Source organism: Nonomuraea sp. CX421 (assembly GCF_059358955.1).
Genome location: NZ_JCADBK010000039.1, coordinates 34734 through 52528 on the forward strand (window position 1 = coordinate 34734; position 17795 = coordinate 52528).

At 66.0% G+C, this 17795-nt stretch carries 9 protein-coding genes; 3 read left to right on the forward strand and 6 right to left on the reverse strand.

The window, feature by feature from the left end:
• The first annotated feature begins 144 nt into the window (after window positions 1-144).
• On the forward strand, window positions 145-5352 hold the full coding sequence (locus tag AC5L3X_RS37795; RefSeq protein ID WP_494863523.1) for an NACHT domain-containing protein: 5208 nt from the start codon (window positions 145-147) through the stop codon (window positions 5350-5352).
• A 317-nt stretch (window positions 5353-5669) separates the two neighbouring features.
• On the opposite strand, the gene AC5L3X_RS37800 is transcribed toward AC5L3X_RS37795, so the two are convergent.
• The 5 genes from AC5L3X_RS37800 to AC5L3X_RS37820 all read right to left on the reverse strand — a co-directional run bounded on the left by AC5L3X_RS37800 (window position 5670) and on the right by AC5L3X_RS37820 (window position 11264).
• Window positions 5670-7403: a UvrD-helicase domain-containing protein gene (locus AC5L3X_RS37800; protein ID WP_494863538.1), complete on the reverse strand. Its 1734-nt coding sequence runs from the start codon at window positions 7401-7403 to the stop codon at window positions 5670-5672.
• A complete protein-coding gene (locus AC5L3X_RS37805; RefSeq protein WP_494863525.1) occupies window positions 7403-7630 on the reverse strand; it encodes a hypothetical protein in 228 nt (75 codons plus the stop codon). Before AC5L3X_RS37805 ends, AC5L3X_RS37800 begins: the two co-directional genes overlap by 1 nt.
• A complete protein-coding gene (locus AC5L3X_RS37810; RefSeq protein ID WP_494863527.1) occupies window positions 7631-8650 on the reverse strand; it encodes an ATP-dependent nuclease in 1020 nt (339 codons plus the stop codon). It abuts the gene before it with no gap.
• Window positions 8592-9380: an ATP-dependent nuclease gene (locus AC5L3X_RS37815; RefSeq protein ID WP_494863530.1), complete on the reverse strand. Its 789-nt coding sequence runs from the start codon at window positions 9378-9380 to the stop codon at window positions 8592-8594. The genes AC5L3X_RS37810 and AC5L3X_RS37815 overlap by 59 nt, the downstream gene beginning before the upstream one ends.
• 468 nt (window positions 9381-9848) lie before the next feature.
• Window positions 9849-11264: an IS1380 family transposase gene (locus AC5L3X_RS37820; protein ID WP_494863531.1), complete on the reverse strand. Its 1416-nt coding sequence runs from the start codon at window positions 11262-11264 to the stop codon at window positions 9849-9851.
• Window positions 11265-11703: 439 nt separating this feature from the next.
• Between AC5L3X_RS37820 and AC5L3X_RS37825 the strand changes: the two genes are divergently transcribed.
• Window positions 11704-14814 (forward strand): hypothetical protein, encoded by a 3111-nt coding sequence (locus AC5L3X_RS37825; RefSeq protein ID WP_494863532.1) that lies wholly within the window; start codon window positions 11704-11706, stop codon window positions 14812-14814.
• Between the two features lie 49 nt (window positions 14815-14863).
• Here the strand turns inward: AC5L3X_RS37825 and AC5L3X_RS37830 are convergent, their stop codons facing one another.
• A complete protein-coding gene (locus AC5L3X_RS37830; protein WP_494863534.1) occupies window positions 14864-15982 on the reverse strand; it encodes a hypothetical protein in 1119 nt (372 codons plus the stop codon).
• A 160-nt stretch (window positions 15983-16142) separates the two neighbouring features.
• Between AC5L3X_RS37830 and AC5L3X_RS37835 the strand changes: the two genes are divergently transcribed.
• Window positions 16143-17198, forward strand: coding sequence for a site-specific integrase (locus AC5L3X_RS37835; protein WP_494863535.1), 1056 nt, complete (start codon window positions 16143-16145; stop codon window positions 17196-17198).
• Window positions 17199-17795: the final 597 nt, after the last annotated feature.

The window sequence follows — 17795 nt, forward strand, 5'->3', positions numbered from 1 at the left end:
GCTTCGCCCATGCTGCACCCGCGGGCTCGGGAACCGACCGTACGCGCCGGGCAGGCGCGGTTGCGCGGATCGGGTGCGAAGATGGGGCGTCTTGTGCTCGGGTCGGCGGCCAGAGCGCTGGCGGGTTACGGGCAAGGAAGGACGATGATGGCCTACGTGGACGAGACGGACGGCGCAGCCAGAGCTGAAGCGCTCTTGTGGGCTGCGCCGACAGGGCCGCTGCCTGAACCGCCGATCGATACCAAGCCTCAAGTGCTGCCCATCGGTGCCTTGCACTGGCCCGACGCCGAACGCCTGTTTCTCCGGCTGCTGCACACGGTCCGTCCGGTCCAGTACGCCAAACTCTTCGGCGTTCCCGGTCAGGCCCAGGCCGGGATCGATGCCTACGCCCGGCTCCCCTTGGATCTGACAGATGGAGAAACCGGCGGCCGTGACTACATCACTCTGCAATCGCGGCGGGTCGCTACCCTCACCGCAGCCAAGATCAAGAAGGCTGTCGACGACCTGTTGAAGGGCGAATGGGCGGACAAGACGTCGGCCTTCTACTACGCCACGTCGTTCGACTTGCAGGCCACGAAACTGGACGCCGCGATCCGGCAGCAGACCGAACGGCTGGCCGCGCTTAAGATCACTTTCATTCCATGGGGCGTGCAGGAGATCTCCAGCCTGCTCAAGGACCATCCCCGGATCGTTGACGACTTTTTCGGCCGGACGTGGGTCGAGCGCTTCTGCGGTCCTCAGGCGGCGCAAGCCCTCGCGAACAACCTGCCCCGCCAGGACAGCAGCACCCTGCGTGCCGGACTGCGCGACCTCTACCAGGCCGTCTTCTCTGCCCAGGGCGGAGTCCACCCTGTCGATGGTGCAGAACCGGACCACCCGTTCGTGATCGTTGATGTCGATCCCGTCCATCAGCAGTCGGAAATGCTCGACATCGACTTGCCTGAGCCAACCCGTACCGAGCAGCCTTCCACACAGGAACCGGTCGACGGGCCTATCTACATCGCCTCCCGCCTGGGCGCCCGCCGACAGTCGTTCAGATCCGCTCGCCACCTGCTCAACCGAGCAAGCCGGCCCCCGCTGGTGACGGCGAACGCCGGTGCGGCCGATGAGTGGCTGGCTGCCGACAAGTACCGACTGCTGATCGGCCGCCCCGGAGCAGGCAAGTCCAGTCTTCTGCGGTTCACGGCAACGGACCTGCTCTCCTCCCAGCCGCAATCCGTCGCGCTGCAGCGTCGACACGGCACCGACTTGCCGATCTGGCTGCCGTTCGGGTTCCTGTGCCGCCATCTTGAAGCCTCGACGGAAAACTCGCTGGTCTCGGCGGCCGAGGCCTGGCTGAAGTCGCAGAGTGCCACCCATCTGTGGCCACTGGTCCAGCGCGCGCTGCAGGACGACCGCTTGCTGCTTCTCGTTGACGGCGTCGACGAGTGGAGCGACGTGGGCGCGGCCGAACATGCTCTGGGGATCCTCGAGGCGTTCCTCGGCCGCACCAACGCCTCGGCGATCCTGTCCACCCGTCCGTACGCGCTCGACCGGCTCAATTGGAGCCGTCCGTGGGGCAGAGCGGACATCACTCCATTGACCGACGAGCAACGTCGCGCCATCGCTGCCGGGATCCTCCGGCCGGTTCCCCAGTCCGAGACCGCACCGGCCGTCCGGCCCACCTGGAGTGCCGACGTCGAGGCCTTTCTTGACCAACTCGCCGCCACTCCCGAACTCGCTGAACTCTCCCGTTCCCCGCTCTTCCTGACGCTGCTGGCCACGACCTGGCAGGGTGAGCCCCTGCCGCGGCAACGGTTTAAGATCTACGCCCGGCTCGTCGACCTCCTCATCGAAAAACATCCCCAGATGCGGCAGCGCGCCTCGCACGCGCGAGGAGCGCTCCTGCCCAGCAGCGAGATGACCACCCTGTTCGCCGCCGTGGCCTTCCGGCTGCGCGTCGCGGATCCTTCCGGCACCGTCACCAAGGCGGAGATGCGCAAGCTCATCGTCGCGTCGATGATGGACGACGAGGTCCTCGGCTATCCGCAGCCTGAGGCCCGCAGGATCGCCGATGCGGTCCTTGCCGTGGCGGAAGACGAGTTCGGCCTTATCGTCTCGCACGGCGCGGGTGCCGTCGGGTTCCTGCATCGCGTGCTGCTCGACCACCTGACTGGCCGATATCTGGCCACCCTGCCCGCCGCCGCGCAGCTCGAGGCCGTCCAGCGGTTCGTTCAAAATCCGGCCTGGCGCGATGTGCTGCTGGCCCTGCTGAGCGAGCAGGTCAGCCCGCACACGACCGAGGCGCTGCTCACCACCGCCCTCGACGCGGGTGGCCGCCGTTGGGCGGATATCGACGGCTACGAACTGCTTGCCGAAGCGCTTGCCGCGGGCGTGAAGCTCACTCCGAGACTGCTGAGCGCGCACGTGGAGCGCCTCATCGAACGGGTCGAAACGCATCCGTCGCTGCGGCACCGGGCGAACCTCATCGCCGCACTCGTCGGCACGCTCGCGAGTAACTCCGTCCGCAGCCACCTGCTTCCGGTCATGAAACGGTGGCTCACCGCGCCGCGCCCCGACCCGTCAGCGACCATGTGGGCGCTACGTACTCTCAACATCCCCGATGAGGCCGCGATCGATTACCTGCTCTGGGGTCTGCGGCACCCTGAGGACTTGGTGAAGGTCAACGCGGCCCTGGCCATCGCACAGCGGTTCGGTGGCCAGCCGCGCGTGGCGCATAGGCTGATGGCGTTCACCGAGACCGGGCCGTCCTCGACGGTGCAGGCCGCCGCCATCCTCGCTCTTGGCAACGGCTGGCCCGAGACGCCCGACACCACCCGCTTGATCGAATGGGCTCGGCGCCAGCCATCCATACCGCTCCGTCTGGTCGGCCTCGACCTGCTGCAACGCGGTACTCCGTCAGGTGACGCCGCCCTGTTCCGCCCGGAAGAACGCGACTGGCTGCTGTCTCTGCTCCATCAAGAGGACCGGGTCCGTGGACCCTGGCCCGCCGCAGCTCTCGTCGAGATCGCCGCCGCCGGCGATGAGCAGGCGGCGGACTTCGCGCTGGAGACCTTGACGACGAACGGACGCACCGGCGGCGACCGCGACCTCGCATGGAGCCTGGCCTGCAATGTCCTCGCCGGCGACAGCCGCTTCAAGGCGTGGGCGGCCGCGGAGCTCGCCGAACCTGAAGAACGCGGCCTGCTCTTGTACAACGTCAACATGATCCCCCAGCAGTGGCGCGAGGATCCGGAATTCGCGCAGGTGCTTCGCCCGTACGTTGCCGCCGAGCTTAAGGGGCCGACGGCTTACAACGTCGTCGGCCTGGCCGCCGCGCTGCCATCCGATGACGCCCGGGAGTTGTTGTTGCAGGGGCTGGAGACATGGAGGCCCTACGCCGCAGCCCGCACGCTGGTCGAACGGTACTTGGATGACGAGAAGGTCCGTACCGTACTCACCAGCAGATTGCGCGATGATTATGCGCGTGCCGCGCCTTTGGCCGGCGTTGCCATCAACGTGCTCGGTTTCAGCGAGGGCTTCGCCCTTCTCGTCTCCCTGCTACGTCAGCCAGCTGAACGTGGTCGTACTGAAGATCAGGTCATCGTCGCCCAGGCGGTGGCCGAGGCTTGGAAGCAACTCGAGGACGCCGCTCAGCGGGCAGGCGCGGAAGGCGAGACCGCACGGGAGGTGCTCGCCGGTTACGACCCGGCCGAACTGGCGGCGCTGTGTACGGCGGTGGACCCTCACTATCTGATGTGGCATGTCCCGGCCGTCATCACCGCCTGGCCTGGGCAATTGGCGGTCCAGGAGTTCGCCGACCAGCTCATCCACGACCCTGAGCCCATCACGCCGGGGCTCGCGGACTCCATTCCGGTCGCGATTCTCAGGGCGTACTGCGGCAGGACTGGCGACGCCTCCCGCCGCATCGTTGATACAACCCTCGGCTTGCTCAAACACATCGAACCGGAGCTGCGCGAGGTCCTGGCTTTCGAACTGGCGCGCAGTTCGCTCGCTGTGAACGATCTCATGGACGTGATGGCGGGATGGCGTAACGAACCTGACACCGAGGTTCGCCGCACCGCTTTCATCGGTCTCCTTCAGGCGATCAAGCGGCACCAGCAAGCTCACGACGATGTGGCCGGCGCCAACACGCTGACCGCTGAGATGGAGTGGCTACGCACGCATATTCGGCAGGATCTGTGCGCTTACGGTCCTGACCTCGCCGAACGTCGGCAACTGGCATGGATCGGCATGCTCCTGCTCAGCGATCCCACGCTCAGCGACGGCATCCTGGAGAGCATTGGCTACGCCGGGCAGGTGCCCGGCGTCCAACTCCATGTCCTCTACAACGACGAGGTGGACCACATTCTGGTCGACCTGATAGCCGAGAACTGGGAGCAGTTGCATCTCCACTTCGGCGACGGTCTCTTCGAGCGCCTGAACAGCGCATCTGACCGGGAGAAGCGGACCGCCGGTGAGCAGCGCCGCCATGTCATGGCGGCGCTGGCCACCGTCGCCTCCCGATACCCCGCCATCGCCGAGATGCTTCGTGCAGAGGCCGACACCGATGCTGCGCTCCGCCAAGATCGGAACTTCCTTCTGTGGGCCAAGGACGAGAACCGCGGCGATGAAGGAGCGCTCCGTGCGCTCGTGGCCACACTTGGCGCAACGGCACCCGGCCGGCAAGACCAGGCCTTCGAGGTGCTGCTGGACCGAGAGGCATGGAATGTCTCCGACGAGGTGTTCAAGGCCATCCTTATCCCCGACGCGGTCGAGTATGAACCCGGCAGCATCAACGTCAGCAAGCAACTGGCCACCTACGCCGAGCTGTTTCCGGCGGACAGCGTGTCCATCGCCGCTCTTCGGGACCTCGAAGCCTGGTTCCGTGCCGGACCTGCGACTCGCGAGCGCCGCCATTGGGAGGAGACACTGGCCATCGCGTTCGGCACAGCTGATCCGCAAGACCTGCCCGCCATCGTCGCCCGTGCCCACACCCGCGTCCGAACGGGTATGCCCGATTGGCTTCTGCCCCTGTTCACCAAGCCGCTCATGCGCCGACTGCGAACGGATGCCGACGCCATCGAAGCGTTCAAGGCTGCTCTCAACGAACCGATGCGCATCCGTGAAGACAGTCCCATCTTCGCCGCCCCATGGGATTCCATCACGGAGGCATGTTCTGACCTGCAGCCGCTACAACGCGCGTATCTTTTCGCCGTCGTGCTGCGCCAAGTGGGTGCCCTGCCTCAGCAGGACGCGGCAGTGGTCATTGACGTCCTGGCATCCGCGTCGCCCGCCACCGTCGTGCACAACCCATTCACCAACCACGAGGGCCCCCTCCACCTCGCCCTGCTGGACCTCGCCACGTGGTGACGTTCGGCAACCCCTGATGACGACCAGCACGGCGACGATACCGGCTCCCCTCCACCAGCGTGGATGCGCGGGTCCTGCCAGCCCGTGATGCTCTCCCCGGGCCGGCTGTCGTCCAACCCCCATGGCATGGTGAGGAGGACATCGAACTCCCACTGCGACCTGATCCGCTGCGCCTGCGGCAGGTGCCTATCGGTCGGGGCATCCGGGATTTGCGGGCCGTGACCGAAATCAGTCTCAACGCGGCACACGATATGTCGCTATTTACAATTGGCAGCGCGGACTGCGCGCAGCGGTATCGTGATGTGAGGCGGGAACATTCAGCGGCGTCTGAGACCGTCCTTATCGACGCTCACATTATGGACCTCCCAGCCTTGGGAGCGTAGTGCGGGGAGCAATGCCTGGACGCGATCGTGATGAATGGCCATGGCCACCAGATGCGTGGGACGCGTGACGGCGACGAACACGAGTTGCGCTGCGTCGCGTACCCTCCCTGATGCTTCGGCTACGGGCTTGCCGTGGGCGAGCAGAGTCAGAACCTCGTGCAGATCATAGATGTGTCCGCTCTTGTCCAAGCATTCCAGGATCAGCGTGGCTGCGTGAGTTTCTCCCTTGGCATTATGGATCGTTCCCGCGATGGAGGTGACCACCGCGCTGTCCATTGGGCCGTCGTGAGCGTCGATGCCGTTCTTTCTTTCGACGTCATGAAAAGACAGCAGACCTTTGACGGCTGTGCGGGATTGGCCCAACCCACCGCACAACTCGTCCAGGATGTCGACGAGAGGCGCGGTGATGTCCTGCCAGGCCGCCGGATCCGCGAGGTCGCCTTCGAGTATCTCGAGAAGGGCACGACGGAGACGCCCATGGGGATGGCGAGGATCGCGCGACAGGCCGCTCAAGTTCGGAACGGCCTCCTCTCCAGCGGTGAGGGCGATCCCGGCGGAGTCGAGGAGCGAGCGCATTGCCGTCAGAAGCAGCTGGACGGCCTGCCCGGACTGACCCGGGCCTCGCCACAGTTCCTGAGCCTGTCGCGTCTGGTGAAGGAAGCTGGCGGGGGTGGCGTGTGTGGACGGGCGGGCGTATCCGGGCAGGTAACACTCGATGGACTGGGGCCTGCGAGGAGTGGTCCCCTTGGTGGAGCGAGCTCCGAGCACGCGCGGCGGACGATGGTGCAGCGTGGTGCGGGGGATGCGCTGTGTGACCAGGTGCTCGAACGCGGGCACCACCGAGTCCACGGACGCATCGTTGTAGATCATGAGGGCCAAGGTGCCGTCAGGGCCGACGCCTTCGATGCGTTGCCGGCGATGGACGGCGAGCGCGCCGGCGACGGCGGCGATCTGCGGGCCGAAGCGGCGACTGGTCGACAGTTCCATGGCGTGGGGCCGGGGAAAGGAGGCAGGCTCTGCGGCTTTACGCGAGTCGGGCGAGTAAATGCGCTGATTGATATCCCCCACGCGCTGCACGATGACTTCGTCGGCCGGGAAGACTTGGTGGAGCAGGCGTTCCTGTACGAGGCTCGTGTCCTGCATTTCGTCCAGGAAAACGAAGGGAAAACGGAGCCGGAGAGCCGCCCCGACCTCCGGGTTGCCATGCAGGTGACGTTCAGCGATCGCGAACATGCCCGCGTAGCGGAAGTATCCCAACTGTGCGAGTTTGTGCTTGATCTGCAGGAGCTGTTTATAGCTGTCGGTGTCATGTCCGAGCCTCAGCCCTGCGGGGGTGTCGATGGCGAGCGCCTCGTCGTGAAACACGTAGTGCATTGTGCGGAAAACCGCGAGTGGATCGTATTTGTGGGTGTTGCTGAGCCAGCTCCGCAGGGTCGAGAACCGATAGCCGCCAGAGGCCAGCAGACGGTCCGCGACACGCGCGTGCTGCTGATCGTCGAAGGAGCGCACCTGGATTTTTGCCGAGCGGAGTGCTGGCATGGCCAAAAAGGTGTGCGTGAACGACTGAATGGTCCCGATGAAGTGCGGAAATTGCAGGAAAGTTCTGCCCTTCGATGATCTCCGCAGACGGTCGGCGATTTCTTCGGTGGCCGTGTTCGTATGTGACATCACGCACACTCCTTGACCGGGCGAGGACCAGGAGTTCGCGAGCAACGCCAGTTGAGGGCCACCAGGCTCGTCTTTCCCGAGCCAGGGGCCGCCTGCAGGTCGAGCGAGGAGGTGCTTTGAAGAAAAGCAGACTGTTGTTCGTGCGACACCTCAAGTCCGAGAGCGGCGGCCAGGCTGGCGATCTGCTCGGCGGACAGCGCATCCTGCTGGCAGGGCAACGGCAGCACTCAGCTCTCCGGGCACAGATAGGCGAAGGCGTTACGGAGATAAGCTGGAAGGCCTTCATCACGCAGTTCTCTGGGCTCCAGCAGCCGGGCCGCATGCTGGGCGGAGATGGCCTTACTCGCTTGATTCGTCAGCAACGGCCGGTAGATATCGGCCGCGACCTCAGACAGCTGACGACCTGCGGCCATCCAGGCGTCGATGTCTTCGCCCGCCCGCTTCTCAATCTCGGTCAGCTGCGCTTCGTCGGGCCAGTCTCCTCGATGCGAGGCCTTGGCCGCCTGCACGGCCTGGTGCATGATCCGTGCTAGCGGCCACGATGCCACCGCGAGATCGTATTCGAAGGTCCACTGATCGGACACGAAGGTGCGGACCGCGCCGCCGTCCTCCGCGGTGAGCGCAGCGACGTGGACGGCAATCTCCTCGGGAGCGGTGGTACCGTCCTGCTTGAGTCTTTTCTGCGTCCGCATGTCCTCAGGTACGTCGTCGGGGAGTACGTCGCGGTCGCGGATGCACGCGACACGGACCGGGAGCGGCCGGCCGTCGCGCCGTTGAAAGATGCGGCTGTAGCGCATCAGCCCCACATGTCCGACGTTGACGACGCTAACGCCACAGGCAGTGAAGGATCGCTGGGTGGCGGCGGCGAGTGCGGGCAGCAACAGGGCCTCTGCGTCGCCCTCCACGATGGCCACCGCCCGCGCGAAGAACAGATTGGCTTTGGTGACGTCAAGGAAGCGGGCCAGGAAGGCGTAGTCGGCGGTTTGGAGTCTCGTCTGATCAGATGCGAGGCTGAAAGCGGCCCCCCCGGATACCAGCGTCAGCTTGTCCACGGGTATGGCAGCCGCGATGTTCGGACTGTGCGTGGTGAGGATGACCTGCACCGGATTGGCCGGAAGCCGTGCCTTCTCCGCGAGCAACTCCATAACCCGGCTTTGCAACTGCGGATGCAGGTGCGCTTCCGGCTCCTCAATCAACAACAAAGAGTTCATGTGGTTGTTGCCAAGCAGCAGCAGCTCTACGGACATGAACAGCGCGTTGTTGTAGCCCAGCCCGCGCCTGGTCCAGTGTGTGGTCGTGGAGGAGACCGCGAATTTCAGCTCCAGGCGCTCCAAGGCGCGGCTGAGGGAGGCGTCCCTGGACCAGGGTGGTGGCCTCATCGGTCGTCTCGTCGAAGTCGTTGTGATCTTGGCCGGTCATCTTGGGGTACTTCGCCAGGACCTGGGAGAGGCGAGAGTTGCGCCCAGGCCGCAGCTCTCCTTCTGCGTCCCTGAGTGGCCGCAGATAGGTGGCCTTGAGCATCTCGCGGGCCGCGCCGTCCAGGTGCGGCCCCTCGGCGAACTCTCCGGTGCGAACGGTGATCGCCACCCGGTTCGTCTGAAGCGGGTCGATCAGCTCGGCCCGCAGCGTCACATAAAGGGCTTGCTCGTTGTCCTTAGAGGTAAGCAATTCCACGAACTGAGCCTTCTCCTGCGTGGTTAACCCTCGCAGTACGCAGGTGATGGTGAAGGTTTCGGCGCGAGCCGAGTCATGACAATGGAAGTCGTCGATAGTGATTCTGTTGGTGTCCATGGCGGTGGTGAGCAGGCACAGCCGAATGGCATCGATGATGGCCGTTTTGCCGCTGTCGTTCTCTCCGACCAGGACGTTCAGTCCTCGATCGAAGGTGATACTCAGCGATCTGTTGACCGCTTCCGGACCGTTGGTCGCCATGCCGTAGATACGGAAGTTTTCCGCCCGGACTTCCGCCAAATACATTGGCCACCCGCCTTCATGTCTTCCTCGCGGGGCGGTTGTCCATGCGCAACTGGGAACGTTCCGCTCGGCCGCCTGGGCAGCTCATCCTAGGGCAGAACATCTGCACCAATGACATCAGTGTGCCCGCGAGCACCTGGGAAGCGCCGACGGTGCGACAAGCGCTGTGGTGTACCGCAGAAATCCATCCTTGTCCTGGCCTGACTCTGCCTCCACGACCAAGCTTTTCGGTCGGCACGTAACATATCCATTGACTTGGTCTTAAATCATCATAATGTCGGCCTCGATGACTCACGAGGTGGCCGTCCCTCCTGATCAGTTTCGGCTGGTCGGGTTTGTGCCTGATCGTCCCGTTCAGTGCGGGTGGGTGGCACGGCGGCCTGCCCGAGACGCTCGGTGGGCGGCGGTTCCACGAGCCGCGGATGGGACCCGGTTACTCCTTTCGGAATGGGTGGGATGCGTTCACGCTGTTCAGGTGGGCGCTGGCAGGGCGGATAGGCGCTGCCAGCAGGTCAGGAAGGCGTTCTTCCAGGGCCAGGTTCTGCTGATCTTCAGGGTGTGTCGGCGGGCGTGGGAGACCAGTCGGGCGGGAAGATGCCACAGGCAGTAGCGGAGGGTCTGCGGTTCGGCGCGGGCCAACTCCGCGTCGTCGTGCAGGCCCAGCAAGCGTGTCCAGGCGTCGATGTCGGCGGCGAGGTTGGCGGCGAGGTTGGCGGCGAGTACCCACCCGACGTTCACGTTCCACGTTTTCGACGGCAAATTGCGCAGGCCCATGGCCTTGTTCGTGCGTACCCTGTCCTCGACCTCGGCATGATCACGGTGCACGGCATCAACGAACTGGACGTGATGGCTGCCGGGGACACCACGCAGGCCGCGCGGGCCGAGGTTGGTGGCGGTGATCGCGTACTTCCAGCCGGTCTGCTTCTCCAGGTCGGTGAGCTGACGGGCATCGCGGGCCGAGGGCTTGACGCGGCGGACCAGCAACCGGACACCCCAGGCGGTGGCGCGCTCATCCAGCCCGGTCACCTCAGCGCCCTCGGCGCAGGGATGCACCGTCCCGTCCTGCCGCACGGCCTGCTGCCAGGCGCCGGCGGGGAGTTTGGCGATCGCGGCCTCGTCCACGTCGGTGATCTTCCAGCCGACGGTGAAACGGACCGTGCGCCGGGTGGTGTTCAGCCCTTTCATGTGTTCGACCAGGTCGCGGGTGGCGCCCGCGCTGTCGATCCGGAACCAGATCTTGGCCCGGAAGCCGTCGGGGATCTGAGCGATGGCCTCGGTGAGAACCCGCACGTGATCGGTGATGGTGTTGGACCCGGCCGATCCGGTCCGTAACAGCATCGCCAGTGACTCCTGCGTGTTGGCGCACCAGCCGGCCAGCGGGTGGAAGCCCCAGCCCTTCTTGAAGGTGGCCGAGGCGCCCTGTTTGTCGGAGTGAGCGGTGATCAGGGTGGCGTCCAGGTCGATGACGATCCACCCGGTGAGCACCTTGCCCGCCACCCGCAGCCAGGGGAAACCGGTCTCGGTGGCGGCGATCAGCTCCCACACGTGCCGCCGAACCCGGGCACGAGCTCGGGCCAGCTTGCTGTGCAGGAGCTCATCCTGGCCGATCGGCTCCAGTGCCCGGCGGATGGTGGAGTCCGACGGCGGCGGGCCGAACAGCGGCTCGTGGTGGGCCAGCAGGGCGATCTGCCGCATGCTGGTCGCGCCCAGCGTGATCGCCACCGCAAGCTGGACCAGCAGCACGCCCCGGTCCCATACCGGCGAGCCGCCCAGCCGGGCGAACACCCCGCCGAGCGCTCTGGTTAACCCCGTCTGATCAGCGCATTTACGCAGGAGCACGGCTCCCGCGTGCCCGATGAGTCCCTTGCCGTCCCCTTGGACTGACAAGCGGCGGTCCCATGCCGTACCGTTCACCCGGAAGGTGCGTCCGTTCTGTGCGATGTCTTGATCTAAGCAGTCAGATCATCGCAGGTCGGAGGCACCTTCTTCATTTATCGATCATCGGAGTGAAATTCCGGCTGAATAGCCGAGGTCGGCCAAGTGTGCCCTCCTTGCCGAATGTGCACCCTTCGGCGAGATGGCGAAGGGCTGTACGATGCCGTTGAACCACCGTCCGCGCCACGGTGAGTCGCGCACACAGCCTTCAGCCGAAGAGACGCTCCGCGTCGCAAGCGCGGCATCATCGCCCGAAGAGCGGCGCCCCATCCGCGTCCGCCTTCACGGTGGAAAGCCCCGTATATCGTTGATCTTCTCACTATGAGCATCAGGCGATAGATCGGCGGGCCGAGCCGACCGACAGCAAGCCTCGGGAAGTGAAGGACGATCGATGACTGAACCGATCCCGGAAGCAGAGGCATACATCCGATTCCGCCTGAGCGAGATGTCGTCGAGGAACGAGCACCATCGGTTCGAGGAGATCGCGACACGGGTCGCCCAAAAGCGCATCAGCTCGAATATCCTCATCGCCACTGGACCAGTCAGCTCGGGCGGTGATCAGCAGCGGGACGCGGAGTCGTTCACAACCCGGCTGCCTGACGAACTGCCGCACTCGGCGGGATTCGCCGCCGCGGCGTCGACCTCACCGGTCGTGGTCGCCTGCACGGTACAGAACGGGAGCTTGAAGCAGAAGGTTCTCGACGACCTCGCCGGTATCTGTGCTGCGGGTGCCGCGCCAGCGGAACATGTGGCGTTCTTCAGCGTGCACGCCATCTCCGAGGGCATTACCCACGACCTGCAGCGAACGGCGCGGGAGACGTACGGGGTGATGCTCGACATCTTCTGCGGTGCCGATATTGCGACGTTTCTCGCCCAGCAGGACCTGGTGTGGGTCGCACGGCACTATCTGGAGCTGCCATCGCATCTGGTGCCGCCGCTGGAGGGTGAGCCGGCGCCGCGATGGTACGCCGACCTCATCGAAGGTCTGCGGCGCAACAAAGGGCCGATTGCCCTGACGCCAGCGGTGCAGGGGGAGGTCACGCACGGGCTCCGACATGCGACGTGGGACCAGGACGTGAACGCCGACTTGCCGGAATGGCTCAACTTCATGGGCATGTTCTTGGCTGACTCCAAAGACGATGAGGACACCGAATTGGTGTTCCGGGCTTGCTACGAGATGGCCGTCGCACGATTTCGCGGCATGGGAATCGCGGACGGCATCGAGGATCTGGTCCGCCGCGCCATCGGCTACGCGGGCACCAGCAACCGGCCGGACATCATCGACGATGCCGTGACCTTAGCCTCGTACTGGGGTGTGATGTGGAGAACGGGCGTCGCCAAGGCGGAGGCATCCGAGATCGCTGCGGCTATGGCGCGGCTGCGGGCGCATCTCCTCGACCTGCGCCGTGCGACCGACTCAAGCACGCATCCGGTCCGTGCCGCGACCCTGACCGGAACGCTTGCCTTCACGTACCTGGTTCCAAACTGGGAGAAGGTCGAAGCCGCCGACGGTAAGCCTGAACCTGCAGCGGTCGCTTTCGGCGTCGGGGTGCAATTCGACGAATCCGAGGTCGACGCCTCAAGGGTGGCGCAGTCGGGCCTGGTCGACCTTGAGGCTGCGATGGCGCACCTGGAGGAGCTGGTGGATCTGCTCCCGCGGGCGCGTGTGTACTCGCCCAGGCAATTGGCTCGCGTGTTCACGATGTTCGCCCCGGCCGCATCCGAGCACCCGAACTACGAGAAGGTGCGCGACGGCCTCGACGCCGCGCTGGCCCAGGTTCAGGGTGATGCCGCTACCGCGGAACGGTGCCGCGATCGCGGACTAGCCTTTCTGCGGGTCGGCAAGCCACTGCAGGGCCTAGCCGAGCTGCACCACGCGAAGATCAAGTGGTTCCACGGCGACACGTTGTACGGCGCTATCCTCACGATGCGATACCTGGGCTCGGTGTACGCCGATCTAGGGCTGATGTACGCGGCGAAGATGTACACCTGCACATCCGCCACCGTGGCCATGACGAGCGACGACCCCGATGTGAAGCAGCACGTGCCGAAAGCGCTCCTCGAAGCAGCCAGGTACGCGCAACAGGCCGGCACCTGGGTTGACGCGGCGGCCTTGACGGAGATCGCACTCATCGCCCGAGCCCAGCTACTGACCGATCCGTTCGACTGCGACCAGTACCCCGAGCTCACGGCGCACGAGACAAACGCCATCCTCGAGCTGGCCGGCATCCGCACGTTCTGGCCAGATCTTGAGCCACTCATCGAAGCCGCGCACAACACAACGAAGTGGTACGAGCGGCTCGTTGAGGCCATCAATCATGTCGACGCTGCATTCGACCTGACCGAGGAAGAATTCCAGGCTCGTGCGGCCGAGCAGCTTGCAGGACCGGTCCTCGGCGACCTCGGCCCGACCAGAGTGATCGACTTCCGGGCTCTCGGCGTCCGCTGGATCGTCGAGTTCGCCAACGACCGGATGACAGTGCTGGCTGCCGAGGGGTTCGTCGCTGCCCTCCAGATTCTCCTGGCCGATATCGCACTCATGCACCCGGTCCTCATCACCAGCACGGTCCGCATCACCGTTCAGGTGAGGGCGGGTACGAGCCACGGTACCGACAGCATCGACATCGACGACTCCAATCCCGAAGTCGTAGCCAGCGTGATCCTTTCCGGCACACTGGACGATGCAGCCGTCGTCGCACAGTGCTATCAGCTTCTCCAGGCGGTTCATGCCCGCCCGCCGAGAGATCTTCAAGACCTCCTGGAGCCACTGGTCAAAGGCGGCCTCTTCCACAAGGTCTCAGTCGGCCGGCCGTACACGGAGTCTGCCGCTCTCCTCGATGACGACCACTATGGTCGGTGTGCCGCTGCAACCAGGCCACTGTCGTCGGGAACTTTCCGGCCAGCCGAACAGGAGCATCTCGGGCCCTCGACTGCTGCCGGGCCGGGTTACGACCGCAGGGAAGCGCTTCAGGTCATCCACGAGCGGTACGAGGTTGCGAGCGATACCCTCCGGTACACCCTCCCGCGTCTCCTGGCTGATGAAGGTGGCCACACGACGATGGTGCGGCTGCGTGATGCGGGATGGCTCGACTGGCAGATTCTGGTGGCTCTGATGAACGCCGCCTGGAACTGGCGGATGCAGCACGCTGGTATCAGGCCTGACGTCGGCGACCCGAGGGTCATGGAGCTCGCCCGCCAAAGCGAGACTGCAGCATCCCCGCAGATGCCGCTCGCAGCGTTCGCAGACCACCTCATTGACATGCACATGGACATGCAGACCGCTATCGTCGCCAGCCGCTGGAACCTCCGCGGGCGGCAGGAGGCACCCGGCGAGGGAGCGATGCGTGACCTCCTGACCAGGCGATACGCATACGCAGCGGACGACGTCCCGCACCGCGACCTACTCAACTGCGTCGACTCGGAGGGCACCCTACTGCTCTTGGACGCGATTGCCGACGAGGGCAACGATGACTACGACTCCGAAGACTCGGCAAGCGTGTGACTGCGGCCCGTCGCGGCTTCGCGAATCAACGGTGGAGGAGGTGGCCTTGTTAGCCGCCACTATGGCCCGCACCTGCAGGCTCGGCAGAGTCTTCAGGCTCAGCGTCCTGCTGCTTGCGCAATAGAGCCTGCGCCACCGCGGCGGCGGTGACAGCCTCTTCGCGTTGCTGCTGGGCGGTTCTCAGCGTGAGGGTCAGGTCGGCGACTTGACCACGCAGCCGATCGGCCTCACCGGTGGCGTCGGCTCGGTCCTGAACGGCACTCTCGCGTGCCTGCTCGGCCACGGCGGCCATGGTGCCGGCCTGGACGCGCTGCTGTTGTTCGGCGGCCAGCGCGTGGCGTAGCCGCTCGGCCTCCTCTGCGTGCGCCGCGGCGGTGCCGCGGGCCAGGTCGCGCTCCTGCTCAGTCTCCCGGGTCCGAAGATCCTGCTCCTGCAGGAGGCGACGAAGACCCGCGAGCTCGTGCTGCCCGTCCTCGGCCTGCTGTTCCAGTTCGGCGATGTGCGCGGTCGCGGTGGCGTGCAACTCGGTGAGCTCGGTGGCCCGCTGGCGGGCGGTGTCCCGGTCGTGCTCGGCCTGACGTTGCCGGTTGGCGGCGTCAGCGGCGACCTGCTCAGCTTGGACGCGCGCGTTCTGGTGCTCACCGACCTGCCGCCAGGCGTCCTGCTCGCGCTCCTCGGCGCGGTTACGGGCGGTCTCGGCCTGGGCGCGGGCCTGTTCGGCGGCGGCGATCCGGGCTGCGGCGGTGTTGGCCGCGGTCGTGGCGCGTTGCTCGGCCGCCGCAGCGGCGGCGCGGGCCTCCTCGGCGGCCTGTTCGGCGGCCTCGACCTGGGCCAGCGCGCCGCTGCTGAGCTCGGCGAGCTGGGCGCGCAGCGCCTCCTGGGCGACCCGCCATTGCTCGCCGACCGCCAGCAGCGGCGTGATCAGGTCCTGAGTGCGCAGCAGTGCGTTGGCCACGGGAGCGGCGTGCACGGTGGTGCGCGCCCGATAGGCGGCTGCCCGGCAGGCGTCGCTGCAGTATTTGGCGCGGCTGCTGCGCCCGGGCAGGGCCTTGGCACAGCCGGGACCGGCGCACCGTAGCTCCTCTGCCGTTCCGTTACTCCCGCCGTCCGCTTTGTCGTCACCTTTGTCCGGTACGTCCGCCGCCGCAGTTTCCTGATCGTTCGTCACAGGCGGCAGCGTAGCGTTCGCAGCGTTCGATCGCAGCAGTTTCGTGCGTTCGCAAACGATCCTAAGGTTCGGCCTGACCCGTGATAACCTTCCTTATCGCGGGTCAGAATCGCGGCGCCGGACCGGTGCCGGACGGGCCACGGAACGGGCGGGAGACGGCGTGCACGACGAGCGGGAGGCGCTGCCGGCCCCGGTGGCAGGGGAGCGGCCGCCGATTTATCCGCTGCCAGAAAATACGGGGAGCGATAGCGGGCATACCACCGCGGACTACGCGCTCAGCGCGCGAACCCAGGAGCGGATCGCCGACGGGGTGCCGGCCAACACCCGCCGCGCCTACGCCCGGCAGTGGGCGCTGTTCACCGCCTGGTGCGCCGACCATGGCCGTATCAGCTTGCCCGCCACCGCCCACACGCTGGCCGAATACACCTCCCAGCTGTGCGAAGCCAGGCAGGCCCCGGCCAGCATCGAACAAGCCATCGCCGCGGTGCGCACCATGCACCGGCTGGCCGGCCACACCGGACGCCCGGCCACCGAATCCGCCCGCCTGGCGCTGCGCGCCTACAAACGCCGGCGCGCCGAAGCCGGCGGCCGCGGCCAGCGCGAAGCCCCGCCCATCACCATCGACGCCCTGCGCGCCATGGTCACCGCCTGCGACCTCGACACCCCGATCGGGCGGCGCGACCGGCTGCTGCTCGTACTCGGTCTGGCCCTGATGGGCCGCCGCAGCGAACTCGTCGCCCTGCAGCGCGACGACGTGCGCGAGGTCGCCGACGGCCTCGAGGTCACCATCCGCACCTCCAAGACCGACAAGGACTCGGCTAGCGAGACCATCGCCATCCCGCGCGGCACCCACCCGCTCACCGACCCCGTCGCCGCCTGGCGCGACTGGCTGCACGTCCTCGACCAAGCCGGGCACACCAGCGGGCGGCTGCTGCGCCGCATCAACCGGCACGGCACCATCGGCCCCTCCCTCGGCGCCGACGCCGTCAACACCATCGTCCGCGACCTCGCCGTCCGCGCCGCCGTGCCCTCTGCCGACACCGTCACCGCGCACAGCCTGCGCGCCGGCGGCGCCACCGTCGCCTACGCCGCCGGCGTCCCCGTCGCCGTCATCGCCAAACACGGCCGCTGGGCCCCCGCCTCACCCGTGGTCCTGCGCTACATCAGAGCCGTCGACCGCTGGCGCGACAACGCCATGCGCAATGTGGGGCTCTGACCAGCGAGAAGGCAAGAGCGGCAAGCGCGCGACTTGTCGATGCACTGGACGCTCCTGTGGACGCCGCCATGCTGCGCACACTGCGGTGGCCAGGACGGCGACCCGCAGATTTCAGGCACTGTCCCATCCGCGCGACCAGGCAGGGCTCGACGCAGGATTACCGGTGGCGTCGAGTAGGACGAACGCCAAGAAACTCACGTGTCTGGTCCTAATAGCGCACCTCTCTCGAGGGACAAGGCGTCTATTGGATGTCCTGGATCCGCACTGACATCCGCTGGCACCTCGGCGCTGACAACTCGCGGCAAAACGGCAGGTCATCTGCCCGTCAACCAGGTCAGTGGATGGCACTTGTGCCACGACGTGTCAGCAGAGCGAAGGTTCCCTCGCACGGATTCAGCTGCCGAAACGCCGCAGAACTGCGAGACCCTCGCCCGTCTGACGGCTGCACCACACAGCCGACACGGAAGCATGCATCGACGCGAACTCTGTCGTTAACATGGCGCTGACCTGCGAAAGCGACGTTCACGTCCAGGGAGATGGTGTGCGGGTGATCTAGCCCATGCTGTGGTGCGGGTGAGATCCATGTGACAAGAGACG

Coding starts and splice junctions, on each gene's coding strand:
- AC5L3X_RS37825 (WP_494863532.1), top strand. CDS start 11,704: ATGACTGAACCGATCCCGGAAGCAGAGGCATACATCCGATTCCGCCTG.
- AC5L3X_RS37815 (WP_494863530.1), bottom strand. CDS start 9,380: ATGTATTTGGCGGAAGTCCGGGCGGAAAACTTCCGTATCTACGGCATG.
- AC5L3X_RS37795 (WP_494863523.1), top strand. CDS start 145: ATGATGGCCTACGTGGACGAGACGGACGGCGCAGCCAGAGCTGAAGCG.
- AC5L3X_RS37810 (WP_494863527.1), bottom strand. CDS start 8,650: ATGTCCGTAGAGCTGCTGCTGCTTGGCAACAACCACATGAACTCTTTG.
- AC5L3X_RS37800 (WP_494863538.1), bottom strand. CDS start 7,403: ATGTCACATACGAACACGGCCACCGAAGAAATCGCCGACCGTCTGCGG.